The organism is Paenibacillus sp. Y660 (assembly GCF_057221575.1).
In genome coordinates, this window is record NZ_JBXBBJ010000018.1 from 32,844 (window position 1) to 57,012 (window position 24,169).

The window sequence follows — 24,169 nt, forward strand, 5'->3', positions numbered from 1 at the left end:
ATATGCTATTGTGCCTTTTCGCTAAAGGGAATAAACTGGAATTAGATTAATTATCCATTATATTGCTTCTGATGCGTTGTTTATTTTGAAAAAATGGAAATGCTAGAAGGTTCCAAATCGAAGATTGTCGAAATATAGAACTATATATGGTGGAATTGTAATTCTTACAATATGGGGTGTCCAATGAAGAAATTACATAAATATATAATTGTCTTCGTCCTATCGCTAGCTATTATTAGCTCTTTTCTGGCTATTCCATCCTATGCACAGCCGTCTTCAACAACAACCACTATTACGGAATGGGAAATGATGTGGGAGGAAGATCCTGATAGTACGGTTCAGGAAGCTTCTTCTAAGGAAAGGGCAGAGGATTGGATTTCCAACTCTGAGAACGACGATTTATCTAATAAGTCTGCTGACATGCAAGTCGCCTGGATAAGAATAAAATTGCCTAAATTCGATTTGGCTAGGCCAGCATTATCCATAAACAACTTATCTGCCAAAGATGTAACGATTTATATTAATGAAAATATCGTTTATGAATCCTATCGGAATTACTCGTTTAATAAAAATGAAATCATATTGCCGCTTTTACCTCAAGAAGCTAATCAATCGATATATCTGAAGCTGACAACTAGTACAGGCCCAATCGGAATAAAAGGAAAACTAATGCTTGGTGATTATCAAATTCTAGATAAAAGCTATATGAAGTATGAATTTCTAGATATTATTTTGGGTGCTGCCCTTGTTTTTATTGCAGTAGGGTTGCTTCTTTGTTTCTTATTTATAAAAAAAATATATTTAGCAGCGGCTAACTCATTAATGATAATTATCCTTTCGGTTGGATTAATGATAATTTCTCATTCCTCCTTTTTACATAGGTTTTATCCTCAATTAGGTACTACAGCTTATTATTCATTTGACCTTGCAACAACATTACTTATGCCTGCCTTATTTCTCTTTTTTGAGAAGGTTTTCGGTAAAGGGCCTTATCAATTAATTACTCGATTTAGAAAACTTCATATTTGGTATGCTTTTATAAATATTGGGTTCTTTGCTGCTGGATTTTTATTAGATGGGGTAAGAGAGTGGTATTCTATTTATGGTTCAGCCGTTTTTGCTGTCTTTATACTCATAAGCAACCTACTTCTAATTGTTCTGCTTATTAATTTTTGTAGACAAAAAAATACAGAAGCCATAATATTGGCTACTGGCTTTAGTATGTTCGCTGCAATAGGGGGAGGGGAGCTGGTCTGGTATTACATAAATAATATGAATTACTTTATGTTTGTGTGGAAATGGGGTATTCTCTGTTTTCTAAGTTCATTAGTCATTATTCTTGCTCTTCGAAGCATTCAAAATTATGAACAGTTATTGAAGTATTCGAAGCAAATGGAAATATTCAATCTTGAGCTTCAACGCTCTGAGAAGATGGATATCATTAGCCAGCTTGCTGCCTCAGTTGCGCATGAGGTGCGAAACCCACTGCAAGTAACGCGAGGGTTTTTACAAATAATCGGGGAAAAAGCGAGTAATGACAAAGATAAAACCTTTATGCTGCTTGCCATTGAAGAGCTGGATCGCGCAGCAGAAATTATTACCGATTTTCTGACCTTCGCCAAGCCTCAGATGGAGCAATCAACTATACTTAACATTGGAGAAGAGCTGCAGCAAATAGAAGGTATTCTCATTCCCTTAACGACCATGCAAGGCGGAGTAATTACGGTGGATTTGGAATCAGAGCTATATGTTCGGGGAAATTCGTCGAAATTTAAGCAAGCGCTTATTAATATCATAAAAAATAGCATTGAGGCTTTAGGGCAAGATGGAGCTATTCATATTCGAGCATATGAACATGAGAGTACTAAAAATGTAATGATTCAAATTAAAGATAACGGTGAAGGAATGAATGAGGCTGATTTGAAGAGGCTAGGCGAACCGTATTATTCGAATAAAACGAAGGGCACAGGGCTTGGGCTTATGGTTACCTTCCGGATCATTGAGGTCATGAATGGTACGCTGCATTTTTCTAGTAAAAAGGGGTTCGGTACTGAAGCATTAATCGAATTCCCGCAAGAGAAGAAATAAAGCCCCTTACCATATGGTAAAGGGCTTATTTTTTTATTCAGTAGGCCACATCGGAATGCCAACTTGGACGTCATCGTTGTTCTCTGCAGGATTCACGGGAAGAACGAAATAAAATTTATTCGCCGACTCCTCTACTACCTCTACTTCGATTGTATCCGGTACATCAACGCCAAAAGCGTCTTTAACGGCAGCTTTCGGATTGGCTAGAAGCTGTTTTTTGAATTCGGCATCTTCCCATGCCTTTTGAATAATTTGTTCTTGCAATGATTGCTTTGAGGACACAATGATCACCCTTCCGAATATGTATAAGTTTACCATACTTAGTTTAACATGACCTTTCGACAAATTCCAAATATAAATTCAAATATTCGACAAATAATAGAATCTTTTGGACCTATCAAGTCGTTTGAGTAACCAAAAAATGGTTAAAACCACCCTTGAATAAGAGACACTTGTTTAATTCTATCGCCTCATGAATCTGGTTCAAACGATTCACTATAAAAGCATGAAACTCTACCAGCTCTACCGCTCCCGCTTCCATAGCCACTATCAACGCATGATTATCTTCGACGAGCTGCACATACGGCTTTAGGCACCCACGTATATAGATGGCATTTTCTGCGTCCTTTTCAGTTAAGGGGCTGTCTGAGGCACGATCAGCAGCAATCATCGCCAGCAGGCCGTTATAGCTGCCATCCGCCAAATCTTCCTTCCAGTCCGCGTAGTCGTCTGCCATCTGAAGCGTCATTAATACGATGTCGATTGTACGCTCCAGCTTTGCTATTAACTCCGTACGTCCCGACAAAAGCAATGCACCCGTACTTGCGATTTTGACTGGCCCGGCTTTGCCAGCCGTGCGGATTGGCTCATTAATGAAGTAATCCTGGCGATCCTCATTCACGACACTGTCCGCCCATGTTGTCACATAACGATGATAATAGTTCCAAAACACGGAATCAGAAGGGAATAGCTCGCGAAAGAGGCTGAACATTTCAAGCTGCAGCAAATTGCCGAGCGCAAGCTTCTCCTTCCAACGAGAAGAGGGCTTGCTATCCATCACATCATCCTGGATAAAAAAATAGAGCATTCCATATACATTAGCTAATCCGAGTTTCTCACACTGGGCGTTGCTAATACCGCTCGGCTCCTTGACCCAGAAGGGGAGCAGGCTGCATATGTAATCCTTGCCGCTATCCTGCTTCACAGGGTTGAACTTTTCAGAGTAAGTATGACCAATAGCGTTTAGCGGCTCTGGAAAAGCAGCGATACGGCGCTCAGCTTCCATATAAACCTGCTCCAGCTGATTTTTGTAACGGGTATACCATTCCATTGCGAAGTCCTCCGTGACCATCCATATGATTTGAAAAGACTATACTAAATTGTAATTTTGCAGCATATATATAGTAAATGAACGATGTCATTATTTTCCTACTATATCATCTTTCAAATAAGCAAATGTTAACATTTTTTTAAGCAAGAGGGAAAAAAGGCGAACAACCTTATTGAGTATAAGGAGAAAATCCAGTAAAATAAAGAAAAGCTATGTAAAGATGAATGATTGGTAGAAGACCCTCTGTCACAAAATGTTTACAAAACTGGACTAAGGTCGAGGACATTCCTATTACCTGAGCAGGTTTAGAATTTTGTTCTCCTGCATTAAAGTTAATACGAAGATGAGAGTTCTTTAATGTGGAGGTAGTACGGCATGAATAGAGATGTTGAAATTTATGTGCTCTTGACGAATACGGGTACATTATTCTCAAAGACTATTAGATGGTATACGAAAAATATGTTAAACCATGCATCAATAGCATTTGACAGCGATTTGAATGAAGTGTACAGCTTTGGGAGAAAGAATCCGAACAACCCATTTTTTGCGGGATTTGTGAAAGAGGATGTACGCGGCGAGTTTTTCGAGCATTCAACCTGCGCTTTATACCGATGCACGATCAGTCATAGCTCTTATATTAATATCAGAAATCAGATCCATTATATGGAGAAAAACCGGGATCAATACAAATACAATCTGCTTGGCATGTTTGGCATTATGCTTAATATTGAGATGAAACGAGAATACGCTTACTTCTGCTCGCAGTTTGTCGCTTCGGTGTTCGAGGAGAGCGGAGTGAATTTGGTCAATAAGCCATCATTATTCGTAACGCCTGCTGATCTGGAGAATACGGCATTGCTGGAATTAGTATACCACGGCAAGCTGCATGCCTATACGGGCTGCAAAGAGGAAATTAAAGCGACGGGCACTTTCCGAACAGCTTAAAGAAGATCTCACACGCGGAGATCTTTTTCTTTTTAAATAAAAGCAGGGAACAAACCATTGATTGGGGAGGCTGGTTTTAAAATGTCCACTATCAGTTTTGGCATTGTCGGCGGAGGTTGGCGCGCAGAATTTTACATAAGGATTGCGAAAGCGCTGCCTGAGCGATTTCACATTCATACCATACTTGTACGAGACGAGGAGAAGGGGAGGGCGCTCGAAGCAAAATGGGGCATTCGAACCGTTCGCAATGTTGAGCAGTTTGTGGAAGAAGCAGCGAATATTAGTTTTGCTGTTGTGTCTGTGCCTCGAACGGCAGCTCCTGATCTAATCCGCCAATTAACCGAACATCGAATTCCGGTACTGGCAGAGACGCCGCCGGCGGCTGATTTGGCTGGGCTTACTGATTTATATGACTCTTTGCCAAAGGATGCGTTGGTACAGGTTGCGGAGCAGTATTTGTTTCAGCCGATGCATGCTGCCCGTATTCAGCTCGCCCGCTCCGGCAAGCTTGGCGAGGTGAAGCATGCACAGGTTTCGGCTGCCCATGATTATCATGGCATCAGCCTTATTAGACAGCTGCTTGGCGTCGGCTTCGAGCATGCCGCTATTTGCGGCCAGCAATTTGAATCGACGATTATGCAAGGGCCTAGCAGGCAAGGCGATCCCCTCGAAGAGCGTATCGTACAATCCGTGCAGCGGATCGCGACGTTTCGCTTTGGCGACAAGCTGGCTGTGTATGATTTTACGGGCGATCAATATTTCTCTTGGATACGGCGCAGCAGAGTGCTTGTAAGAGGCAGCAAAGGCGAGCTTGTGGACATGGAAGTCAGCTACTTAAAGGATTATGCTACTCCCATTCATACAGAGCTTCGCAGGGTGGATACCGGTCATCACGGCAATTTGGAGGGCTATTACCATCGTGGTGTCACCGCTGACGGAGACTTTGTGTATCAAAATCCGGTCGCTCCCGCAAGGTTAAGCGATGACGAAATTGCGATAGCTACGTGCTTGCTGCGTATGGGAGATTACGCGTCAGGGAAGGGAACATCTTTCTATAGCATCGCTGAAGCGGCACATGACCATTATTTGGCGCTGTTGATGGGACAAGCGATAGAATCAGGACTGACTATCCATACTGAAAAGCAAGTTTGGATGAATAAATAAGACATTTAGTATACAAAATTGGTGCTATTTACATACAGGAGTTATTCATGCCCTATGATAAAATATGCTTAAACTGCAACGACTCTAATTCACATTTAATGTGATTGAGTCGTTTTTTGTTTTCTGGAGTCGAATTGTACGGAAATTGTAAAGAGAAGTGGGATATACATGCGTAAAAGAATTGCTTTTATCGGCTAAAATCAGGAATGCGATCAATACCTCCTTTGACGGGGCGATCGACACCTTTTAGGTTATTTATGAACAGCGTATAAGGAGGATTATGGATTGATTAGGAACCGGAAGATGTATCTAACGGTCAGTTTGCTTGTTTTGTTTATAGGCGCTGCTGTGGGCTACGACAAGCTGCCATCTCCTGAGAAAGAAAAGGGGCAGACTTCTGAGCTATCCGCTTGGCTGGCGGATTGGCAATGGCAAAACGGGCTTGAGAATGTGGAGATATTGAAGGAAGGCTTAACAAGCCAGCCGATGTTTGCTGCTTATTTCGATCAGTCGGACAGCCTCTATTTTACGGAAGATTATTATGAGGCAATGCTTGAAGTTCTAAAGCTCTATGAGCAGAGTGGGCTTGATCACTTCTATTTGACGGTTGTGAATGATCAAATCCTGCCGAGCGGTGAATCGCTTCAGAAGAACCCGGCTTTAATAAAGCGCCTGATGAGCTCGGAGGAGAGCCGCAGGAAGCATGCGGATGAATTGATAGCCGTTGCCGAGCAGTTCGGTTTCGGTGGCGTTGAACTAGACTATGAGAGAGTCGCGGATGAGGATTGGGATAAGTTTTTGCTGTTTATCTCCGACCTATATTCGCGTCTGCAGGATAAAGGGAAGTCGCTTCGCGTCGTGCTGGAGACTCGGGCCAAGATCGAGGAGCTTAAGCTGCCGGAGGGGCCTGACTATGTCATGATGAGTGGCGATACGGAGACTTGGCGAATTGCAAAGGTCTTCTCTCGATTTTTTGAAGCAGTATGCAGGGTGAAATAAGGGTAATAGGGACTTTCGCAAATGCGTCCAGCATCTGCGAAAGTCCCTTTCTTTTCCTCTAAAACATTCGAACAACAATTAAGGCAATTGCTTTTTTTGAATGGGAAAGGGTAGAGCCTGGCGCAGGGAAGATAGGCGAACCGATGAGGTTTGTGGTATTATTTTTGGAAAAGGGAGGGAACGGCATGAAGGGACAAGGTGTACTTATTTCCGCGTTAGTGTTCGCGCTTCTTATCGCGATATTTGCTGTAATCAATGTCGATTCCGTACAGGTCAACTTCTTTTTTGCGAAAACAACGCTTCCGCTTATTCTTGTGATACTGGTATCGACGCTTCTCGGAGGCGTAACGGTCGGGCTGCTCGGCATGATTCGCCAGATCCGCCTGCAGCGGACGATCAAATCTTTGGAGAAGCAGCTTGCTTCGCTGACGGCTGAAGCTGAGCGGCTTGGCATATCGCTGTCGCCACTAGGTTCTGAGCCAAAGCAAGCGGCTCCAGCAACTCCAGTCGAATAACTCAACTTAGATAGCGAGGCCAATGATGTTTATTTATACGTATGCATGTCACGAGGATGAGGCAAACTTATGCCAGCTTGAGCTGCAAACGCTGTTTGGGCACAAGGTTGATAGCGGAGGCGGGATGATCGACAGCTCGTATGAGCTGCCGGTAGATCGCAGTCCGTTCGTGAAACAGCGAATATCCGTTATGCTTTCGGCAAACAGCTTTGAGGAGCTTGTCTTGCAGCTTCCAGCCATAGAGCTCGAAGGTAAAACGTTTAAAGTGCTGTTTAGTCAAGGCGACGAGACTTTTACTTACGAGGAGCGGCGCCAGCTGGAGCGGGCAGCCGGCGCAGTCATTCGCGGCAAGGCGGACATGCGGAGAGCGGAACGACTCTTTGGCTTGACGAAGCTGAACGGACGCTGGTATTTCGGGCCATGCGAGGAGAATAGTGCGCTCTGGCTAAAGCATCAGAGCAAGCCGCAAAATTATTCGACGGCGCTCCCGACAAGAGCGGCGCGTGCGATCGTTAATGTTGCGGCAGGGCCAGCGCCTATGCAGCTGCGGCTTATCGATCCGTGCTGCGGAATGGGCACGGTCCTTATTGAAGCAATGTCGATGGGCATCGACATTGAAGGGATGGATATCAATCCGCTTGCGGTGAGGGGCGCGCGCCTTAATCTGGTTCATTTTGGCTATCCAGGCGTTGTCAGGCTGGGTGATATGAGGCTTCTTGAAGGGCAATACGATGCGGCAATCGTGGATATGCCTTACAATTTATGCTCGGTGCTGACTCAGGAAGAGCAGCTTGATATGCTTCAATCCATAAGGAAATTTGCGAAGCGAGCGGTTATTGTAACGACTGCTCCGATCGATTTACAGCTGGCAAAGGCGTCTTGGAACATAACGAAAAGCGCAACCCTGAGCAAAGCCTCTTTTACCAGATATATAAGTGTAGTAGAATAAGAAGTATGTAGCGCATGAAACGAGGTGAACCTATGTCTACAATTGATCAAAACCAATCCGAAGAGCAGCCGAAGCAGCTGACTCAAGCGGAGAAAGCGAAGCAACTGCTCGCTCAGAAGAAGCAAGCGAAAGCAGGCGGAGGACCCGGCCAAACGCATCTATCCACAGGGACGCAGGCACTGAAGAGCCAAAACACGAAGAAGGTAAACAATCAACGTAAAAAAATGGGTGTATAGCTGCTGGAGTGTTATTTTTAGCCGCAGATATAGCAACGAAGATGAGCGCCGGCTGGCAACAGCTGAGCGCTCTTTCTTTTGTGCCAAGGCCGATTAGTGGATGGCAAGGACGGCACGAAGGTTACGATGGCACCAGTCAAGGTCTTGCAACGTAAAATATGGACGGGGACATAAACGAGAGATCAGCAGCATGTTTATCGCAATGTCCGAGCATTGCCGCTTAAGCAGACAACAGCAGGCATCGGAAACGAGGTAAATCTATACGGCAATTACATTTATATACAAGAATGAATCAAGCAGCAATCCCACATAATGAATATACGACAATGATTCACCCATACATGCAAAAACGCTTCACCTTTATTACGAAATAATTACGGAGGGATTCGTTATGACGGCAACAAAACCATCACGAATGAGCATTTATTTGCTTGCCGGTGTCGCAACATCCAACAGTATATTTACGGAATGCAAAATAAAACTCGAAAAAATGTTTCAATCTGACGGAATTGATCCGGTTATTCATGTCATCTTCCCTTATGGGGATGCCAGCAGAAGCGTGGTTAGGCAAGTGCTTGAGGTAAAGAGCGATTTGTCCAACCGTCTTACGGCTGGACGTATTGGCGGGCAGCTTGCGCTGAACAAAATCAAGGAAACATTAACGAGTGAACGCTTGCTGTTGATCGGACACAGCGGAGGCGGAGCGGCAGCCTACCAAGCGGCGAAGATGCTCTTTGAACAAGATAAAATCGAGGATTTTCGAATCGTGCAGGTCGGATCGCCTAGAACGCCGATTGAGCCGAAATTGCAGGAACGCGTTAGTTATTTTCATTCGATCGACCGCTTAGGCAAGCTTAATGATCCGATTAGCCGTATCGGCACATGGGGCGGTTGGAGCAGAAGTGGATTTACGATGCCAAAATGGAATCGCATGAAGTATGCGCCAGGCTATGTGGAAGGCATTCCAACAGTAGGGGGACATGCCGATTATTTTCGCCATACGGAGGACTATACCGACCAAGAGGCTGTATGCAATCTCGACAAAACGATCGATCGCATGCGCGGCTGGTTGAAAGGGTGGGTCTGATCCTTTACACTAGGGGGAGAGGAAGCAGCGCTTGAAAGTCATTCGAGCGATTGCTTGCGACTTAGGAGGTGAGTGGCCTATGGCAAATACCCATACGTACTCCAAGAAGGAAGAATTAGCGAATGCGATCACGCATGGCATCGGGGCAGGGCTAAGCGTTGCAGCATTAGTTGTGCTTATCGTATTCGCTGCAACGAAGGGAACGCCTTTTCATGTCGTAAGCTTCACTATATATGGAACAGCGATGCTGCTGCTTTATGCGGCCTCTACGCTCGTACATAGTTTTCCAGAGGGGAAAGCGAAGCGAGTATTTGAATCATTGGATCATTCCTTTATTTATGTATTTATTGCCGGGACATATACGCCGATCCTATTCCATATTGTGCAAGGGAAGCTTGGCTGGGTGCTGTTTGGCATCGTTTGGGGAGCTGCCGTTGTCGGAGTGGCGTTCAAAGCATTCTTCGCCTCGCGCTTTCTGTTTACGTCAACCCTTGTTTATATCGCGATGGGCTGGATTATCGTTTTTGCTTGGAAGCCGTTGACTGCGCATCTCGCACCTGGCGGCGTACAATTGCTCGTAACAGGCGGATTGCTGTATACGTTTGGCACCGTGTTTTATATGTGGCGCAGCTTCCCTTATCATCATGCGGTATGGCATTTGTTCGTGCTCGGCGGATCGATTGTTCATTTTTTCGCGATACTGCTATATGTGCTGCCGGCGTAAAGAAGCTGTATAAGAAATCATTCAAAAATAGTGAAGGTAACCTTACTCGCCATGAAGCTGGCTTCTTGGTAAATAGGATTGCCTTCACTATTATTTTGTTTGGGGAAGACATAGGCTAAAGCTCAATCGCCGGGCACCAGCCAGGGGGTTCAGAGCAAACGGACAGCGCAAAGTCGGGTTCCTCATTAACAAGATCAGCAAAATAGCTGGATAAGATGTGGTTGCCGGAAACCGAGCCCAGCCGGAAGGAGCGCTTAACCTCGCCCTTTACGTGCATATAGTAATAGGTCTGTTTCGTATTTGGCGATTGATAGACGAGTGTAGGCAGATGGGGGACAATATCGAATTCATTTTGAAAACGCCAATGTGTCGCTACGGTTGAATTGTAGCTGTTCACAAACTTCGGATCACCGACTCTCGGAGCGCCGAAAGTGTATACAATTGGAGCAGTAAATGCGGAGTTGTTGGCCAGATCGATGGATGCGAGCGTAGCAAGCGCCCCGCCAAGGCTGTGTCCGGTTATGAATAATGGCCTATCCGGCGGAAGCTGCTTTATAATTTCAAGTATTTGAGAGCGGGCGGACATGTAAATGTCAGTAAAGCCCTTATGGGTGAGACCCGTATTTTTGACCGGTCGGTAAGTTGTCTGCTGAGCGATGAAATCCGATACCCAATCGACAGCCGAGCCGCTTCCGCGAAAAGCAAGCACAGACGCACGCTCCGAGGTCAGCACAAAGCCAAATCTCTCATCGCTGTTGTCATAGGCTCTTGCTGTAAACTCGCTTACTAAGCTGTATGTTCTGGGTACAAGAAACAGTCCGTCCTTGTTATTGTATTGCAGATACGTTTGTCCGCAAACCGCAGCCAAAAACAAGGCAGTTCGAAGATCGAGTTCTTGCGATGCAACCGTGCTTCTCGTTTTTGTTCTCATATCATCCCTCCGCTCATACCTCTCCGGCCATACTGATGTTGTATTGTATGACGGTATGGGCGGATGGGTACCTGCGTATAAAATGGACTTTACGCTGTTGCTCCAAGTATAATCTTGGGTAAACCCATTATGAAAGGGGATTCATACATGACTCTTCAAATAGGAATTGTTGGAACAGGCTGGTTTGGCATGATGCACGCGGAGAAGCTTGCTAAGCTGGCTGGCGTTAAGGTAGCGGCTTTCGTTGCGACGAGTCAGCAAAAAGCGGATTTGGCAGCACAGCGCTTCGACGGAGCAAGCGGTTACGAATCTATACATCATATGCTGGATGATCGGAAGCTCGATGCGGTGTACATATGCGTCCCGCCGTTCGCGCATGGAGAAATCGAGCGTGCGCTCATTGAACGCGGCATTCCTTTCTTGGTGGAGAAGCCGATTGGCGTAGACGAGGAGCTGCCTACAAAGATTTTGCAGGGCATTGAAGGGAAGAAACTGATCACATCAGTTGGCTATCATTTCCGCTATATGGACGGCACAGACCGCGCAAGAGAGTTGCTTCGTGATCGAACGGCACTCATGGCGCTTGGCTACTGGATGGGATCGATGCCTGGCGTTAGCTGGTGGCGTAAAATGGAAGGCTCAGGCGGACAATTTGTTGAGCAAACGACTCATATCGTCGACTTGCTAAGATATACGTTAGGTGAAGTGAGTGAGGTTTATGCCGCCTATGGCGACCGTTACATGAGCAGCGTGAAGGAGGGAGTTTCCGTTCCCGATGTTGGAACCGTCACATTAAAGCTAGCGGGTGGCGCTGTGGCGACGATCAGCAACACATGCGCCATTCCTGCTGGTGAACGTGCTGGACTGCATATATACACGAATAAAGGCGTGCTTGAGCTGGCGCATGGCGGGCTAATCGATACGGAAGCGGGACGCAGGACGGAATATGCCAATGAAACTGATCCTTACGAGCGTGAGAACGAAGCTTTCCTTCATGCGGTTAAGACGGGTGATTCCTCGCGAATTCGCTCAACCTATGCGGATGCGGTGCTTACCCATCAAGTGACGATTGCTGCGAATGAATCAGCTCGCACGGGGTTGCCGGTGAAGCTGTAAGCAGCTGCAATAACGCAGAAGGGGCTGTCCCAAAAATAGATGCTCGCTGGGAAGATAGCTCGCTTTGAATGGATTGTTGGAAGACATGAAAAAATAGCGGTACAGGGGGGCTATTCCTGTACCGCTATTTTTCTATTCAGGTCTATGGTTGCTTGGCTTTATGAGTTTGTGGGAAAGGAAAGAGAAAGTCTCTCCGCCTCCAGGCTTAACTATGCCAAGCCACGAAGCAGGATTCGGCGGAATCCCCGGTTCTGTAGTCTCGGATTCAATCATTCAAGGGGCTGAGCCCTCTTGAGTCAGTAAACGGGAAAAACTCCCGTTATTTCAAGTGTTTTTTTTGCAAAAATCAGGTTTAGATGGATTTTCTCCTGTTCATTCCACAAAACTGAAATGATTTGAGATAGTATTTTATTTCAAACTTAACGAGCTGAATTGGGATGTTCCCATTCCGTGCGAGCACTTTTGGTACAGCCCCTTTTTTTCTATATTATTCCTGCACGTCTTATCTTCGTCTTCTTGGAGGGTGCGTTTGCTCGTCTGCAGCAGCCGATGCTGCTTGCTCCGAACGGCTGGCCTTTTTGCGCTGAGATCTTTTTAATAGGGAGACGGAATCGTCCGCGACAATTTCTTTCGGATTGCGTCCATTGAGCAAGTCGCCGGTCCAGCCCTTCTTCCAGAGCCAAAAGTACATAAAAACCGTAATGATAGCTATTAAGGATATCATCGCGGTAAAGCTCCATTTGTTTTCTTTAAAGGGAATCTCGAAGTTTACTCCCAATATGCCGCCAATGATTGTAGCAGGAAGGAAGAGCACCGTAAATATCGTCAGCGTCTTCATAATATCATTGCCGCGGAAGTTTGAGATCGCGTCATCCATCGAAATGAGTGTATCGATCTCCAAGGCATAATGCTTCAGCAGCGCCTCGATTCTCTCGAGCTTATGCGTAATCCGCTTGAAGGTGTCCGTCTCGGTAAGCTCTTCCATGAAAGCTTCCTTAGCGGCACTGTGCACCTCTCGCACCGGGATAAACAAATGGCTCCAATGGAGCAAATCATAGCGTCTCTCAAAAATAGTATCGATAAGACCGGTCCGGTTCTCATTGCGCATCGTTGTTTCGAGCTCGCCGAGCCTGGTCTCGAAGCCGTCGAGTCCAGTGTGGAATGTCTTTAAAATGATGCTGAGCATAATAAATAGAGATTCTGGCGCACTCTTACAGCCCTCAAGCTTAGGAACATGCTCAATCGATTGAAGCCGCAAGGGCAAGCGCATATCTTCATGCATCGTAATCATACGGTTCTTGGTCAGCCAAAAATGAAAGGGCTGAACATCCGTTTGATCCTCTGATACTTGAAACATGAGCGTACCGTATAACAGCTTCTCGCCGTTCGATAAATCGCCAACCGATATATTATTTGTCCGTCTCCCAGCGCATTCATCGATCCAGGAAGCGCACTCTGGATAAAGCTGCTTCAACTCATCCGTTTGATGCTCTATGCTATCCTGCTCTATTTTTGAAATGGCCTTGACGGCTCTTTGTTCTTCGCGTGAAGACGTGGTCTGTCTTTGTGTGTTTTTTCTGCTTGGCAAGGGTTCTTTCCTAACAACTTGCCCCCTCGCTTGCTGAAGCACATGCCATTCCCATCCTGCGGGATAGCGAAGCATCCGATGGATCATCGCTTTGCCTCCTGCTTGTCCGATTTTCCAATATCTATTTCTCCATCATACCGCGAACAGAAGGGTTGCACAACCTGCTCAGCGGAATAGACAAATCCTTTACACGTTAATGTCCTAAACGAACAAAATACGACTTATTCAATCAAAAACAGGGCATACCAAGATTAGCATGTCTCTTAAGACAGCTTACGCCTGCCAAGCGGCCGCATGCAAATTCGCTTTTGCATTCGCAAAGGCTCTCAGGAGGGAACATTCATGGCAAGAAAAATAGCAATATTCGATACAGAACGGCAAGCAATAACGGCAATTGAGCAGCTGGAGCAGGCCGGATTCGTCAAAGGCGAGCTAAAGGTGCTGGCGAAGGATTCCTATCATTCCCGTCGCATAGAAGCAGAGAGCGACGTCCATGTCGACGAGATCGGCGAGCTTGAGGATATGCCGGATCGTCAAGGGCTTGGAGTCCTAGGCATGGCTGCAGCATCCGGATTTGGCGGAGCTGGCGTTAATGCTGTTTATGGAGCAGCAGGCTATGGATCAGCACCCTATGTTGCAGGGGGTTATCCATTTGCAGCAGCTATGCTGCTTGGTGAGGACGAGCATAGCGATACGCTGCAGGCGCTGGGTCTTGACGACAATGAAGCAAAGGTATGCAGTCAGGCGCTGCAAAGCGGATCATTAATCGTAATCGTAGAAACCGATGAAAGCAAATCGTTGCTCGATAAGGACGGCGGACCCGATTTATCGAGACTGGGCGCGGCAGAGGCCGTCTTTCGCACATGCAACGCTTCTTCCATAGCTGACGGAGCCTAGAGTCCCGCATTCCGCACACGCGCACACATAATAGGAAGAAGCCTCATTTTTCGCGCAGTGAATTCCGTGCGACTGGATGGAGGCTTCTTATTTTATACACTAGTGAGCGAGCGAACCGCGATCCAGCTTAACGACATCCGTTAAAGAATGGGTATTTCCGCGAATAAGGTCACGGAGCAGTTGGGCTGCGATCATGCCATACACAGAACCGTTTCCCCCATATCCTAAGCTGTAATAGACGTTCTTCCATGCCGGGTCGACGCCTATAAAAGGCAAATTGTCTCGCGACTCCCCAAAGGTGGCGCTCCATTCGAATGCAATAGGAGCTTGCAGATCGGGAAACAAATCCATTAAACGCTCGTGCAGCTTAATTGACCGTTTGGCTCTTTCTTGTTCACTCCGCAGCGGCATTTCCGAATCCTCATCCAAGCCTCCGATAACGACACGTCCGTCAATTGTCGTGCGCATGTATAAATAAGGACGAGCTGTTTCCCATATCAGAAATCGGTCATGCCAGCTTTGGAGATTTGACTGTACGCCGGTGACAAGCGCGAAGGAACGGTTTAATTCCGCCTTGATAAGCTTTCCGCGAAGCTCCTCTGGTTCATAGCCGACGGCATATACGACATGCTCTGCCTCAATCTCATAGCCATCCGCGGTGCGGAGACGATGAAGGCCGTTTGGCAGCGTATCATGCACGACGATATCAGTTTGCTCATGGATCTCAAGTCCTGCATAAGCGGCGGCATTCGCAACACCGTTAACAAATTGATAAGGATTCACCTCGGCATCGCCGTGTGTAACGATAGCGCCTGATTTTCGGAACGGAAAATGCTTCATGATGTCATCCGGCGACCAAAATTCAACATCTAGGCCGCAAGCCTTAAGCGCTTCGTATTCCTTTTTAAGCTTGGGCAAATCCTGCTCGGTCGAAGCATAATAGAGACTGCTTCTTCTTCTGAAACCGACATCGATCGAGAGTGAATCTGCTGTCTTCGCGAGCATATTGACGGCATCCTTGCATGCTCTGTAGAAGGCTTGCGCATCCCGCTCCCCGATTTGATCGATTAAATCACAAAGCATAATATCGTTGGAAAACTGAAGCAACCCGGTATTCGCAGAGGTGCTTCCGCCTGCTACCTGACCGCGTTCAAGCACGATAGTCGAGAGTCCGCTGCTATTGAAAACTGAGCCGCAGATCGTTCCTGACATGCCTCCTCCGATAATGGCCACCTGAGTTTTTTTGTTTTGCCGCAGAGGTTCGAATTCCCTGGTATTGCCCAGAGTATCCGGCCAATAAAGGTTGCCGGTATGCAGCTCTTTCATAGGTCATCACTCCCTACGATAGTATTACCCGAATTTACGAATATGAAGCGATGCTTTGTTGATACTAACTGAGCTTTGTTATTCCCCAAAACCTCTCATCGCCTCGCGATAGGATGTGGGAGACTGGCCATGGAAACGGCGGAATTGCTTGGAGAAATAAAGAGCATCCTGCAGCCCCACTGATGCGGAAATTTGTTCAATCGTCAGCTCAGGGCGCTCGCGAAGCATGCGGCGCGCTTTGTCGATACGGAGCTTGAGCAGAAAAGTGACAGGCGAGACGCCGATTCGCTGCTTGAACAAGCGCGACAAATACGCTCTATTGTAGCCTAGTGATTCTGCCATTTGCTCAATGGAGACAGGGTGGGCATACTGCGTCGATAAGTAGTGTACGACCTGCTGGAGCAGGAGGTCGCTCTCTGCCTGTGCAGTACGGAGCGAGCTGCCGCTATGGGCATGCAGCACACTTTTGTATTCGGCCAGCAGCAGATGCAAGTAACCAGCTGCCTTCATATCCGCCGCCGGGCCACCATGCCGAAACGTTTCGTAAATCTGGCTGAAGAGGACGGCGGCCCGCCGCTTATCCGAGCTGAAGACGACCTGCTGTTCCGCTGCAAAGCCCGCTGAAGAGACGAGCTTTGCTGACTGCATGCCATTAAAGGCGACCCAGCGATACCGCCATGGCACATCGCTATCGGACTCATAGCTGATCAACTGCTCCGGCTCGATCAGAAACGTGTGACCCTCGCGCAGCTCATGTCTCATGCCATCGCAAATAAAGAGGCCTTTGCCGCTCAGCACGATATGCATCAAATAGAAATCGTAAACCTTTGGGCCAAGCCGGTGGAACGGCTTCGTTTGGCTCTCGCCCGCGAACAATACATTAAGAGGTGCACTATCGTCATTGCTGATAATCGGATTGGAGGCTACCGTATACATATCCAGTTGCATTTTACTTTACACCTGCTTTATATTTGAATGGAAAAGGGGTCAAATGTAGCGTTTGCACTATCATAGCATGTCCTATGGTCGTGAGTTAAGTCACATTAATCCATATAATAAGCACTTAGCGCCATTTCGTTTTGCAGTTGGCTGCCTTATACTGAAGTTGAAAACAAACCATACCAAATTAACAAAAAAGGAACGTGATAGCAAATGGCAAACATTGACGCGCTAACACAGCAATTTATACAACAATACGGCGGAGACGCGAGCGACATCGCTGTATTCCATGCTCCAGGCCGCGTAAACCTGATCGGCGAGCACACCGACTATAATGGCGGTTACGTATTTCCGGCTGCATTAACTTTTGGTACGACGCTGCTAATCCGCAAGCGCTCCGACAATCAGTTGGGACTATCGACGACCAACTTCCCGGCTTCGAAGAGCTTTTCACTGGACACGATCGTATATGACGATGCTGACGACTGGATGAACTATCCGAAGGGCATCGTTCATGAGCTTCAGCAAAGCGGCGTGCAATTCAGCAGCGGCTACGATCTGCTTTATCATGGCGAAATTCCTAACGGCGCCGGACTATCCTCCTCGGCTTCCATTGAAGTCGTAACGGCTTATGCGCTTCAATCGCTTGAAGGGCTGCCGACAGATACGGTGAAAATCGCATTGCTTTCGCAAAAATCCGAAAATGAGTTCAACGGCGTGAAATGCGGCATCATGGATCAATTCGCGGTTGCAAACGGCAAAAAGGATCATGCGATTTTACTTATGTGCGATACGCTTGAGTATGAGCTTGTTCCATTCGATTCGGGAAGCTACAAGCTTGTGATCGGCAATACGAACAAGCGCCGCGGCCTAGTTGACTCCGCCTATAACGAGCGCCGTGCGCAGTGCGAGCAAGCCGTAGTGGATTTACAAGAAGCTTTCCCAGAGATCACGCTGCTTGGTCAAATCAATTTGGAGCAATTCAATTCCGCGAAGCACTTGATCAAGGATGAAACGGTTAGAAAACGCGCTGAGCATGTCGTGGAAGAAATCGACCGCGTTCTGCAATCGATCAAAGCACTGAAAGAGAATGATCTCGCGCAATTCGGACAGCTGATGAATGGATCGCATGATTCACTGCGCGATCTTTACGAAGTGACGGGCGCTGAGCTTGATGCGATGGTTGCGGCAGCTCGCCTTGTTCCGGGCGTGCTTGGCTCACGTATGACAGGCGCAGGCTTTGGAGGGTGTACCGTTTCCCTTGTCCATGAGGATAGTGTTGAAGCGTTCCAGGAAGAGGTTGGACGGAAATACAACGAAGCGACCGGTTTAACGGCTGATTTCTACGTATGCACGATCGGCAATGGCGTAGAACGTCTTGTATAATAAAACAAACAAAAAGCAATAACCATATGGAGAGGGGAAATGAAACATGGCAGTATTGGTAACTGGGGGAGCAGGCTATATTGGTTCTCATGCCGTAGCAGCATTGCAGGAGCGCGGCGAGGAGATTGTAATCGTCGACAATTTGCAGCAGGGGCACCGCGAGGCTTTGCTTGGAGGCAAGCTGTATGTGGGCGATCTTCGTGACGCAGCCTTCATGGATACCGTCTTTCAAGAAAATGAGATTGATGCAGTCATTCACTTTGCGGCGAACTCACTCGTCGGCGAGAGCATGAAGGATCCCGGCAAATATTATCACAACAACGTATTCGGCACGCTTTGCCTGCTTGAGAAAATGAATGAATACAATGTTCGAAAAATCGTCTTCTCGTCGACAGCTGCAACCTACGGCGAGCCGGAAAATGTACCCATCGACGAGTATGACCGCACGCTTCCGACCAATGCTTATGGCGAGACGAAGCTGGCGATGGAAAAAATGATGAAATGGTTTGATGTCGCCCATAACATCAAGTTCGTATCGCTGCGTTATTTCAATGCGGCAGGCGCGCATGAGAGCGGCAAAATCGGCGAGGACCACAGCCCGGAGACACATCTGATTCCAATCGTGCTGCAAGCAGCGCTTGGCCAGCGTCCGCATATCTCGGTATTCGGAGAAGATTACGAAACGCCGGATGGCACCTGCATCCGTGACTACATTCATGTGAGCGACCTCGCAGATGCGCATGTGCTTGCGGTGGATCGTCTACGCAGCGGCGCGGAAAGCGCCGTATACAATTTAGGGAACGGAACGGGCTTCTCCGTGAAGCAAGTCATCGATATCGCGCGCGCCGTTACCGGCAAAGAAATACCGGCCGTGTTCGAAGCACGCCGTGCCGGCGACCCTGCCATCCTTGTAGCATCATCGGATCGCGCCCGCAAGGAGCTTGGCTGGAATCCGAAGCGCGACAAGCTGGAGGACATTATAAAGAGCGCATGGGGCTGGCATGAGGCTAACCCAAAAGGCTATAACGGCTAAAGTCGCCGTTTAACGGAAAGGAGCTGCATCACGTGGCAAATGAACAACAAGTAACATCAGCAAACGATGCGCTGATTCTAATAGAACGGCTATTGCAATTCGCATTGCAGCGCAAGCTGCTGAACGACCCGCTGGATACGCATGCAGCCAGAAACGAGCTGCTCAGCTTATTCGGCTTCACAGAGCCCTGCGAGGGCGAGGTAGCGGACGAGAGGCTGGACAGCGCTGTTCCGCTGCTTGAGCCTTTGCTCGACTACGGCTATGCAATCGGCTTGATTCCAGATAATACGACGACTTACCGCGATTTGCTCGATGCCCGCATTATGGGCTTGTTATTGCCAAGGCCATCAGAAGCAAGCGCAGCCTTCTCGCGTCAAGTGAAGGAGGAAGGGCTGCAAGCGGCAACGAATGCCTTCTACAACCTTAGCATCGATTCCAATTACATCCGTATGGATCGTATCCGCAAAAACCTATACTGGCTGCATGAGACGAAATTCGGCAGCCTCGAGATTACGATCAACCTATCGAAGCCCGAGAAGGACCCGAAGGAAATCGCACTGCTCAAAACGATGCCGCAGGCGAAGTACCCGAAGTGCTTGCTGTGCGTCGAAAATGTGGGCTATGCCGGTCGTCCCGATCATCCTGCACGGCAAAACCTGCGCGTATTGCCGCTGACGCTGCAAAATGAGCAATGGTTTTTCCAATATTCGCCATACGTGTATTACAATGAGCACAGCATTATTTTCAAAGGCGCACATGAACCAATGGTTATTTCCCGTTCCTCCTTTGCGCGCCTGCTTGACTTTGTTGAGCAATTTCCGCATTATTTCATCGGATCTAATGCCGATTTGCCGATCGTTGGCGGCTCGATTCTAAGCCATGACCATTTCCAAGGCGGTCGCCATTTGTTTCCGATGGAGGCTGCTTCAACAGATACGCGATTTGTTGATGCCAACCTTCCGGGCATTCGTTTTGGCATCGTCAATTGGCCGATGTCAGTCGTTCGGATCAACGGCACTTCCAAGGCCGACGTTCTTAGCGCTGCTTGCCGTATTCTGGATGAATGGCGCGCTTACAGCGATGCATCTGCGGAAGTTCTGGCCTTCACCGAGCAATCTGACGGCACCCTTGTACCGCATAACACGATTACTCCGATTGCACGGCTGCGGGATAACGGCGAGTACGAGATTGATTTGGTGCTTCGCAACAACCGTACGAGCAAAGAGCATCCGGACGGTATTTTCCATCCTCATCAGCATTTGCATCATGTGAAGAAAGAAAACATCGGCTTGATCGAAGTGATGGGCCTTGCGGTATTGCCAGGCCGCTTGAAGGATGAGCTGGAGCAAATTGCAGCTTATTTGACCGGCGCATCGTCGGCTGCTGCAGAGGAGCTCCAGGATGCCTCGCATCCTCTCCATAAGCATGAGGCTTGGATCTTGTCGCTTACCGAGCGCTTCGGTACAGCGAACACGGCTGAGCAGGCAAAAACGATCGTAGAATCCGAAACCGGAAGCAAGTTTATTGAGGTGCTGAAGGATGCAGGCGTGTACAAGCGCACGGCAGCCGGCGCCGAAGCCTTTGAACGGTTCTTGACGTCGATTGGGCTTAAGCGAGCATAACAGCATCAAAAAGCAGAGCCTCCATCACCGCTGAACGCAAAGCGGACGAATGGGGGTTTTCTGTTGGTCGGCTCACTTTTTATAAAATGAATGATAAATCGCATTGTGAAATTATATTAATTTGTAAACAGTCAAAATTTATGGTATTTTTTATATGATATAAAAATCTTTTTGAATTATTATTTCATTACTCTATAAACTATTTTGCGGAGGGGTCAAGATGTCCGAAAAAATGCTGCCGCTGGACGATTTCCTGCAGTTGAGCACAGATGAGCAAGTAGAAAAATTAAAGCGCTGGAAGATGGATTACACGCTTAAAGACATTCGGGAAGCATGGAATTTTAAGCATTCCGCTCAATATTACATGCTGCTGAAGAAGCTGCGTATTTACGAAAGAGTCGTGAATAAATCCGATAAGTTTTATCCTGTCCAAGAGCAGTTGCTCGCTAGAGCGAATGCGGGCGGAGATCGAGCGTGGGGCGGCCAGAACGCTTATTCGGAACGCAGGCTGACCGACAGCTTCGATTATCATTTAAATACGACGCTGAGCGGGCCTGAGCTTGCGGATAAGCTGGAAAGAATCGCGCATTTCCTCAAGGGAGAGCTTAAGGATGTTACGATTAAGCTATCCATAGAAGCTGCAGAAGTAGAGGCTGAAGAGCAGGAATAGGCCACTCGCCAAACAAATAAGAACCGAGCTAGGCTAAGTTGCCAGGCTCGGTTCTTATTTTGTAGAATAATGAAAAGAAATGTCTGATACTGGAATAATTTTCTTAAATAAAAACTTTATTGAATTCGCAGCTTACCGAGCTCGGATACGAGTGCTTCGACTTCACTGATGCTGAATTTATCCTTCGATGCAACGACCTCGTACAGGTCTTTTATATCCTCGTATTTATTGAGGTCGAAGTTTGCAGCCTGCATGGCTGCGGCAGAAGCCATTTTTAGCTTTGTTTTGATAACTTCAATCATAAACTCCACATTTTCTTGCGTTTGCAAATGTAAATTGTTCATAGAGTGCCTCCTAAATTTTTTGCGAGCCGAAAGCGGCCTCGAAAGCATAGGCTTATTCGTACGTTTTGCATTGGTGCAATTGTACCATGATTCAAATATGAATGCCCACAAATTGAACACGATCTTGAAATTGGATACAATTAAAAGAAGAAATGAACCGCAATCGATCACAGGGCAGGTGCAGAGCAACGGAACAAGCAGCGAATAGTGATATAGAATCGTTTTTTGAAACGATTGCAGAGAGGCATAGCAGTCGCGGCAGCATTGTATTTATTTGCATCGGGAGCGATCGTTCTACGGGAGATTCCTTTGGTCCGCTAGTGGGTACCATGTTGCAAGAGGGCGGATGGCCGAACGTAATCGGCACATTAGAGAAGCCCTGCGATGCGCATGCCGTTGAGCGGGCTGCTCAAGCGATAGATAAGGATGCGATCGTCATTGCGATCGATGCATGCCTTGGCAAGCCAACATCGGTTGGGCGGTTTATCGCAGCCGAAGGACCGATTCAGCCAGGAAAGGCGATTGGGAGAAGGCTGCCGGCAATCGGACATTACAGTGTTGCAGGCGTTGTGAATGCAAATGGTCCGAAGGCATATTGGATGCTGCAGACCACTTCCCTTTATCATGTGATGCGAATGGCCAAAGTGATTGCGGGAGCAATTGACTCAGCATGGAGCAAGACTGAGGGTTCGCAGACGACACGTAAAGATTATTTTCAAATCCAAAATGGATAGAGGAGCGTGCAGCAAATGAAAGAAGCAAACGTCGAGAAGATTTCGATTGCGCAGCGGAAACTATTTATGAATAACGGATTAGAGCTTGCTTATTATGATTCCCATCCGGATGACGGAGGCGCAGCGGATGGCATTACCGAGGTTGTCGTCTTGCTTCACGGTTATTGCGGAAGCTCTGCTTATTGGGAGCCTATCATAGATGAGCTTGAGCAATATGTGCGCATTATAGCACCAGATGTTCGCGGGCATGGCAGAAGCTCTGCGCCGAGCGACGACATCTATACGATGGAAATGCATGCGGAGGATGTTGCTCAATTGCTCATCAGCCTGCAAATTCATAATGCGGTGCTTCTTGGACACTCCTTGGGCGGTTATATTACGCTTGCGCTTGCCGAAAAGTATGCGAAGAAGCTGTCGGGCTTTGGGTTAATTCATTCGACAGCGCTCGAAGACAGCGATGCGGCCAAAGAAAATCGCGATAAAGCGGTTGCTGCGCTAGAGCAAAGCGGCGTTCAGCCATTCGTCGACGGACTTATTCCAAAGCTGTTTGCACCGGCGAATGCGGAGGCTATGTCTGATGAGGTTGAGCGTGGGAAACAAATCGGATACGGAACGGCGCTGCAAGGAGCGATCGGAACGGCAAGAGGCATGAAGATCCGTGCCAACCGCACGCATATTATCGAGCAATCCGAGCTTCCCGTGCTGCTCGTAAGCGGTGCAAGCGATAAAGTGATTCCAACCGAAAGCACATTTGCAGCCGTAAACGGATCAACAGTAAAGGCAGTGCTGGACGGCGCAGGCCATATGGGGATGGTCGAGCAGCCGAAGGAATTGATCACTGCTATACGCAGCTTCATGAAATCAAAGCGGTAGGGCGGCAAGCGGGGAGGAGAGTCATATGTTTCAGCGGGATTATTTCATGAGAATGATTGAGCAGATGACGGAGGCAGTCGGTCAAATTATGAATTTGAGGCGCGAGCGCAAGCATGAGGAAGCGCTGCTCTTCATTGACGAGCTGCTTGATAAGCGTTTCCGGCTTAGCAGCAAGCTTATTCGTTCCTTATCTGACGAGGATTTAATGAGAATGATGACGACAAATGGCTTACTTGAAACCGATCATATGCAGGCTATCGCGATATTGATGAAGCAAGAGGCAGAGCTGAGCGGCGACCTGGGCCGTGAGGACGAGAGCTTCTTCGCCTATGTGAAATCATTGCATTTGTTTTTGCGATTATCGCTTGTAGATGCCGAGCCAACGATTGTGGAGCCTCGCGGCCAAATCAAGGAGCTGCTTGAGCGGCTCCTGCCTTATGAGCTCCCTTTGCCAACCAAGCGGCTGCTAATGGAATGGCATGAGGCTGAGGGTCAATACGATTTAGTGGAAAATGTGATGCACGAGCTGCTTGGCGATAACGCCCTAAGCTCAGCTGCGGCAGAGGACATTTATAGACGGATGCTGCTGCAGCATGATGAGCGTCTTGTGGCGGGCGGCTTGCCGCGCGAGGAAATCGAGCAGGCGCTTAATGCCCTTTAGAAGGGATAGACC

At 47.6% G+C, this 24,169-nt stretch carries 25 protein-coding genes; 18 read left to right on the forward strand and 7 right to left on the reverse strand.

Features of this window, described 5'->3' with window-relative positions:
* The first annotated feature begins 183 nt into the window (after positions 1-183).
* The gene (locus AC2TDN_RS18845; protein ID WP_484689726.1) at positions 184-2,088 is read left to right on the forward strand and encodes an ATP-binding protein; all 1,905 of its coding nucleotides are present in this window, start codon (positions 184-186) and stop codon (positions 2,086-2,088) included.
* 33 nt (positions 2,089-2,121) lie between these two features.
* On the opposite strand, the gene AC2TDN_RS18850 is transcribed toward AC2TDN_RS18845, so the two are convergent.
* Both AC2TDN_RS18850 and AC2TDN_RS18855 read right to left on the reverse strand, forming a co-directional pair.
* Positions 2,122-2,370, reverse strand: a complete 249-nt coding sequence (locus tag AC2TDN_RS18850; protein WP_482067671.1) for an NHLP leader peptide family RiPP precursor — start codon at positions 2,368-2,370, stop codon at positions 2,122-2,124.
* Positions 2,371-2,485: 115 nt separating this feature from the next.
* Complete coding sequence (locus tag AC2TDN_RS18855) at positions 2,486-3,418, reverse strand: hypothetical protein (protein WP_482067670.1); 933 nt, start codon at positions 3,416-3,418, stop codon at positions 2,486-2,488.
* A gap of 375 nt (positions 3,419-3,793) precedes the next feature.
* On the opposite strand from AC2TDN_RS18855, the gene AC2TDN_RS18860 reads away from it, so the two are divergent.
* The 8 genes from AC2TDN_RS18860 (at position 3,794) to trhA (ending at position 10,037) form a co-directional block, all read left to right on the forward strand.
* On the forward strand, positions 3,794-4,363 hold the full coding sequence (locus AC2TDN_RS18860; protein ID WP_484689727.1) for a hypothetical protein: 570 nt from the start codon (positions 3,794-3,796) through the stop codon (positions 4,361-4,363).
* A gap of 81 nt (positions 4,364-4,444) precedes the next feature.
* Positions 4,445-5,527 (forward strand): Gfo/Idh/MocA family protein, encoded by a 1,083-nt coding sequence (locus tag AC2TDN_RS18865; protein ID WP_484689729.1) that lies wholly within the window; start codon positions 4,445-4,447, stop codon positions 5,525-5,527.
* Positions 5,528-5,812: 285 nt separating this feature from the next.
* Positions 5,813-6,526, forward strand: a complete 714-nt coding sequence (locus AC2TDN_RS18870; RefSeq protein ID WP_482067667.1) for a hypothetical protein — start codon at positions 5,813-5,815, stop codon at positions 6,524-6,526.
* Positions 6,527-6,711: 185 nt separating this feature from the next.
* Positions 6,712-7,041 carry a LapA family protein gene (locus AC2TDN_RS18875; RefSeq protein ID WP_484689730.1) on the forward strand — a complete coding sequence of 110 codons (330 nt, stop codon included), beginning with the start codon at positions 6,712-6,714 and terminating at the stop codon, positions 7,039-7,041.
* 25 nt (positions 7,042-7,066) lie between these two features.
* Positions 7,067-7,990, forward strand: coding sequence for a TRM11 family SAM-dependent methyltransferase (locus AC2TDN_RS18880; protein ID WP_484689732.1), 924 nt, complete (start codon positions 7,067-7,069; stop codon positions 7,988-7,990).
* 32 nt (positions 7,991-8,022) lie between these two features.
* The gene (locus AC2TDN_RS18885; RefSeq protein ID WP_169087202.1) at positions 8,023-8,226 is read left to right on the forward strand and encodes a hypothetical protein; all 204 of its coding nucleotides are present in this window, start codon (positions 8,023-8,025) and stop codon (positions 8,224-8,226) included.
* Between the two features lie 391 nt (positions 8,227-8,617).
* The gene (locus tag AC2TDN_RS18890) at positions 8,618-9,313 is read left to right on the forward strand and encodes a lipase family protein (RefSeq protein WP_482067663.1); all 696 of its coding nucleotides are present in this window, start codon (positions 8,618-8,620) and stop codon (positions 9,311-9,313) included.
* Positions 9,314-9,392: 79 nt separating this feature from the next.
* Positions 9,393-10,037: a PAQR family membrane homeostasis protein TrhA gene (gene trhA, locus AC2TDN_RS18895; protein ID WP_484689734.1), complete on the forward strand. Its 645-nt coding sequence runs from the start codon at positions 9,393-9,395 to the stop codon at positions 10,035-10,037.
* Positions 10,038-10,152: 115 nt separating this feature from the next.
* Here trhA and AC2TDN_RS18900 read toward each other — a convergent pair whose 3' ends face one another.
* A complete protein-coding gene (locus AC2TDN_RS18900) occupies positions 10,153-10,968 on the reverse strand; it encodes a lipase family protein (protein ID WP_484689736.1) in 816 nt (271 codons plus the stop codon).
* A gap of 147 nt (positions 10,969-11,115) precedes the next feature.
* Between AC2TDN_RS18900 and AC2TDN_RS18905 the strand changes: the two genes are divergently transcribed.
* The gene (locus AC2TDN_RS18905) at positions 11,116-12,084 is read left to right on the forward strand and encodes a Gfo/Idh/MocA family protein (RefSeq protein ID WP_484689738.1); all 969 of its coding nucleotides are present in this window, start codon (positions 11,116-11,118) and stop codon (positions 12,082-12,084) included.
* A gap of 502 nt (positions 12,085-12,586) precedes the next feature.
* Here AC2TDN_RS18905 and AC2TDN_RS18910 read toward each other — a convergent pair.
* Complete coding sequence (locus AC2TDN_RS18910) at positions 12,587-13,759, reverse strand: magnesium transporter CorA family protein (protein WP_484689739.1); 1,173 nt, start codon at positions 13,757-13,759, stop codon at positions 12,587-12,589.
* A gap of 255 nt (positions 13,760-14,014) precedes the next feature.
* Between AC2TDN_RS18910 and AC2TDN_RS18915 the strand changes: the two genes are divergently transcribed.
* Positions 14,015-14,569 (forward strand): hypothetical protein, encoded by a 555-nt coding sequence (locus AC2TDN_RS18915; protein WP_482067658.1) that lies wholly within the window; start codon positions 14,015-14,017, stop codon positions 14,567-14,569.
* A gap of 99 nt (positions 14,570-14,668) precedes the next feature.
* Here AC2TDN_RS18915 and AC2TDN_RS18920 read toward each other — a convergent pair whose 3' ends face one another.
* Complete coding sequence (locus AC2TDN_RS18920; protein ID WP_484689741.1) at positions 14,669-15,895, reverse strand: NAD(P)/FAD-dependent oxidoreductase; 1,227 nt, start codon at positions 15,893-15,895, stop codon at positions 14,669-14,671.
* 78 nt (positions 15,896-15,973) lie between these two features.
* On the reverse strand, positions 15,974-16,843 hold the full coding sequence (locus tag AC2TDN_RS18925; RefSeq protein WP_484689743.1) for an AraC family transcriptional regulator: 870 nt from the start codon (positions 16,841-16,843) through the stop codon (positions 15,974-15,976).
* 204 nt (positions 16,844-17,047) lie between these two features.
* Here AC2TDN_RS18925 and AC2TDN_RS18930 point away from each other — a divergent pair, with 204 nt between their 5' ends.
* The 4 genes from AC2TDN_RS18930 (at position 17,048) to AC2TDN_RS18945 (ending at position 21,545) form a co-directional block, all read left to right on the forward strand.
* A complete protein-coding gene (locus tag AC2TDN_RS18930; RefSeq protein WP_482067655.1) occupies positions 17,048-18,220 on the forward strand; it encodes a galactokinase in 1,173 nt (390 codons plus the stop codon).
* A 46-nt stretch (positions 18,221-18,266) separates the two neighbouring features.
* The gene (gene galE, locus AC2TDN_RS18935) at positions 18,267-19,253 is read left to right on the forward strand and encodes a UDP-glucose 4-epimerase GalE (RefSeq protein ID WP_482067654.1); all 987 of its coding nucleotides are present in this window, start codon (positions 18,267-18,269) and stop codon (positions 19,251-19,253) included.
* Positions 19,254-19,285: 32 nt separating this feature from the next.
* Positions 19,286-20,875: a UDP-glucose--hexose-1-phosphate uridylyltransferase gene (locus AC2TDN_RS18940; protein WP_484689746.1), complete on the forward strand. Its 1,590-nt coding sequence runs from the start codon at positions 19,286-19,288 to the stop codon at positions 20,873-20,875.
* Positions 20,876-21,095: 220 nt separating this feature from the next.
* Positions 21,096-21,545 carry a hypothetical protein gene (locus tag AC2TDN_RS18945; RefSeq protein WP_482067652.1) on the forward strand — a complete coding sequence of 150 codons (450 nt, stop codon included), beginning with the start codon at positions 21,096-21,098 and terminating at the stop codon, positions 21,543-21,545.
* A 116-nt stretch (positions 21,546-21,661) separates the two neighbouring features.
* On the opposite strand, the gene AC2TDN_RS18950 is transcribed toward AC2TDN_RS18945, so the two are convergent.
* Complete coding sequence (locus tag AC2TDN_RS18950; RefSeq protein ID WP_482067651.1) at positions 21,662-21,889, reverse strand: DUF1128 domain-containing protein; 228 nt, start codon at positions 21,887-21,889, stop codon at positions 21,662-21,664.
* Positions 21,890-22,041: 152 nt separating this feature from the next.
* Here AC2TDN_RS18950 and yyaC point away from each other — a divergent pair, with 152 nt between their 5' ends.
* From yyaC to AC2TDN_RS18965, 3 genes are read left to right on the forward strand one after another with little or no spacing between them, the layout of a single operon-like run.
* A complete protein-coding gene (yyaC, locus tag AC2TDN_RS18955; RefSeq protein WP_482067650.1) occupies positions 22,042-22,623 on the forward strand; it encodes a spore protease YyaC in 582 nt (193 codons plus the stop codon).
* 15 nt (positions 22,624-22,638) lie between these two features.
* Entirely contained in the window at positions 22,639-23,496 is an 858-nt protein-coding gene (locus AC2TDN_RS18960) for an alpha/beta fold hydrolase (protein WP_484689749.1), read from the forward strand.
* Positions 23,497-23,521: 25 nt separating this feature from the next.
* A complete protein-coding gene (locus tag AC2TDN_RS18965) occupies positions 23,522-24,157 on the forward strand; it encodes a DUF6483 family protein (RefSeq protein ID WP_482067648.1) in 636 nt (211 codons plus the stop codon).
* Positions 24,158-24,169 lie beyond the last annotated feature (12 nt).

Excerpts from the sequence above, each read along its gene's own strand:
- AC2TDN_RS18845 (WP_484689726.1), top strand. The coding sequence starts at position 184 with ATGAAGAAATTACATAAATATATAATTGTCTTCGTCCTATCGCTAGCT.
- AC2TDN_RS18855 (WP_482067670.1), bottom strand. The coding sequence starts at position 3,418 with ATGGAATGGTATACCCGTTACAAAAATCAGCTGGAGCAGGTTTATATG.
- AC2TDN_RS18860 (WP_484689727.1), top strand. The coding sequence starts at position 3,794 with ATGAATAGAGATGTTGAAATTTATGTGCTCTTGACGAATACGGGTACA.
- AC2TDN_RS18865 (WP_484689729.1), top strand. The coding sequence starts at position 4,445 with ATGTCCACTATCAGTTTTGGCATTGTCGGCGGAGGTTGGCGCGCAGAA.
- AC2TDN_RS18875 (WP_484689730.1), top strand. The coding sequence starts at position 6,712 with ATGAAGGGACAAGGTGTACTTATTTCCGCGTTAGTGTTCGCGCTTCTT.
- AC2TDN_RS18880 (WP_484689732.1), top strand. The coding sequence starts at position 7,067 with ATGTTTATTTATACGTATGCATGTCACGAGGATGAGGCAAACTTATGC.
- AC2TDN_RS18885 (WP_169087202.1), top strand. The coding sequence starts at position 8,023 with ATGTCTACAATTGATCAAAACCAATCCGAAGAGCAGCCGAAGCAGCTG.
- AC2TDN_RS18890 (WP_482067663.1), top strand. The coding sequence starts at position 8,618 with ATGACGGCAACAAAACCATCACGAATGAGCATTTATTTGCTTGCCGGT.
- trhA (WP_484689734.1), top strand. The coding sequence starts at position 9,393 with ATGGCAAATACCCATACGTACTCCAAGAAGGAAGAATTAGCGAATGCG.
- AC2TDN_RS18900 (WP_484689736.1), bottom strand. The coding sequence starts at position 10,968 with ATGAGAACAAAAACGAGAAGCACGGTTGCATCGCAAGAACTCGATCTT.
- AC2TDN_RS18905 (WP_484689738.1), top strand. The coding sequence starts at position 11,116 with ATGACTCTTCAAATAGGAATTGTTGGAACAGGCTGGTTTGGCATGATG.
- AC2TDN_RS18910 (WP_484689739.1), bottom strand. The coding sequence starts at position 13,759 with ATGATCCATCGGATGCTTCGCTATCCCGCAGGATGGGAATGGCATGTG.
- AC2TDN_RS18915 (WP_482067658.1), top strand. The coding sequence starts at position 14,015 with ATGGCAAGAAAAATAGCAATATTCGATACAGAACGGCAAGCAATAACG.
- AC2TDN_RS18920 (WP_484689741.1), bottom strand. The coding sequence starts at position 15,895 with ATGAAAGAGCTGCATACCGGCAACCTTTATTGGCCGGATACTCTGGGC.
- AC2TDN_RS18925 (WP_484689743.1), bottom strand. The coding sequence starts at position 16,843 with ATGCAACTGGATATGTATACGGTAGCCTCCAATCCGATTATCAGCAAT.
- AC2TDN_RS18930 (WP_482067655.1), top strand. The coding sequence starts at position 17,048 with ATGGCAAACATTGACGCGCTAACACAGCAATTTATACAACAATACGGC.
- galE (WP_482067654.1), top strand. The coding sequence starts at position 18,267 with ATGGCAGTATTGGTAACTGGGGGAGCAGGCTATATTGGTTCTCATGCC.
- AC2TDN_RS18945 (WP_482067652.1), top strand. The coding sequence starts at position 21,096 with ATGTCCGAAAAAATGCTGCCGCTGGACGATTTCCTGCAGTTGAGCACA.
- AC2TDN_RS18950 (WP_482067651.1), bottom strand. The coding sequence starts at position 21,889 with ATGAACAATTTACATTTGCAAACGCAAGAAAATGTGGAGTTTATGATT.
- yyaC (WP_482067650.1), top strand. The coding sequence starts at position 22,042 with ATGAACCGCAATCGATCACAGGGCAGGTGCAGAGCAACGGAACAAGCA.
- AC2TDN_RS18960 (WP_484689749.1), top strand. The coding sequence starts at position 22,639 with ATGAAAGAAGCAAACGTCGAGAAGATTTCGATTGCGCAGCGGAAACTA.
- AC2TDN_RS18965 (WP_482067648.1), top strand. The coding sequence starts at position 23,522 with ATGTTTCAGCGGGATTATTTCATGAGAATGATTGAGCAGATGACGGAG.